Source organism: Vibrio sp. 1402 (genome assembly GCF_033340275.1).
In genome coordinates, this window is record NZ_JAWOWE010000121.1 from 1 (window position 1) to 940 (window position 940).

The window sequence follows — 940 nt, forward strand, 5'->3', positions numbered from 1 at the left end:
GTTTTGCTCGCGCTTCACCATTGCTCCAGCAGCTTTCAGAAGTCTCTGGTTCTCCGCCAGCTCCTCTTGGAGTTCCTGAGTATCCTCTTCTGTCTGAGCCTTTTTCAGCTCGGCCTCGCAATATTGGACCTCTTCCTGCAAGCTGACTTTCGCAAACTTGAGAGCGGCCAGTCGCGTCGTATAAACGCCAAAAGGCAATTCGCCACCTTCCCGGAACTGCTTCAAGCACCAGCTCGGTATAGATGGCAACCAACCAAAGTCCCCATTCTTCCGTGACCTTTTCCCCCACGTAATCCCATCTAACTTTTGGGCAAGATTGACAGAGCGTTGATCGCTGGTTGAGTTGCGTCGTTTCTGAATAGAGCGAACTATCCACTCTGTAACCTCGACCTTTGCTTTATCATCATCAGAGATGTAATAAAGGGCTGCGTACAACACAGCGCCTTTACGAATGACTGATGGTGGGTATGCCTGGGCTTTCATCTATCCCCCTATCGCTTTTTCTTTCCGACAAGACGGAGATGATCGGCGGCCAAGTCATACTGCTCGTTTTTGTCGCGGCGGCGGAATCTGTCAAAAAACTTCCCTCGTGGCAGGGTTTCTTCCATAGCGATCAGGCGGTTCAGCCACACTTCTTGAGGTAGCATCCCTGCTGGAGTCGGCCCGAGCTTACGTCCTTCCTTGACGTGCTCCATTGTTTGCGTGGCAGTAAAAATCGCACCACCAAACTTTCTCCACTTGAATTGCAGGGGCATATCTGGAGACTCATCCAGCATCAATTTCTTATTGGTTTGTTCTGTCACGACAATTACTCCACCATCCATTCTTCACTAAGCAGGAACGCCCAGCGCTCTTCTGCTTTTTCTGGGTTGTCTTTGGCCTGTTTCATCATGATCTCGGCGGCGTTAAAGCCTACCTCTCCACTGAACCGGCCCCATGA

The 940-nt window shown here is 50.7% G+C and carries 2 protein-coding genes; both read right to left on the reverse strand.

Annotation, left to right across the window (positions count from 1 at the left end):
• A partial coding sequence (locus R7044_RS24550; RefSeq protein ID WP_225455916.1) for a hypothetical protein occupies positions 1-483 on the reverse strand: 483 nt, incomplete at its 3' end.
• An 8-nt stretch (positions 484-491) separates the two neighbouring features.
• Positions 492-803, reverse strand: a complete 312-nt coding sequence (locus R7044_RS24555; RefSeq protein WP_001447539.1) for a hypothetical protein — start codon at positions 801-803, stop codon at positions 492-494.
• Between the last annotated feature and the right edge of the window lie 137 nt (positions 804-940).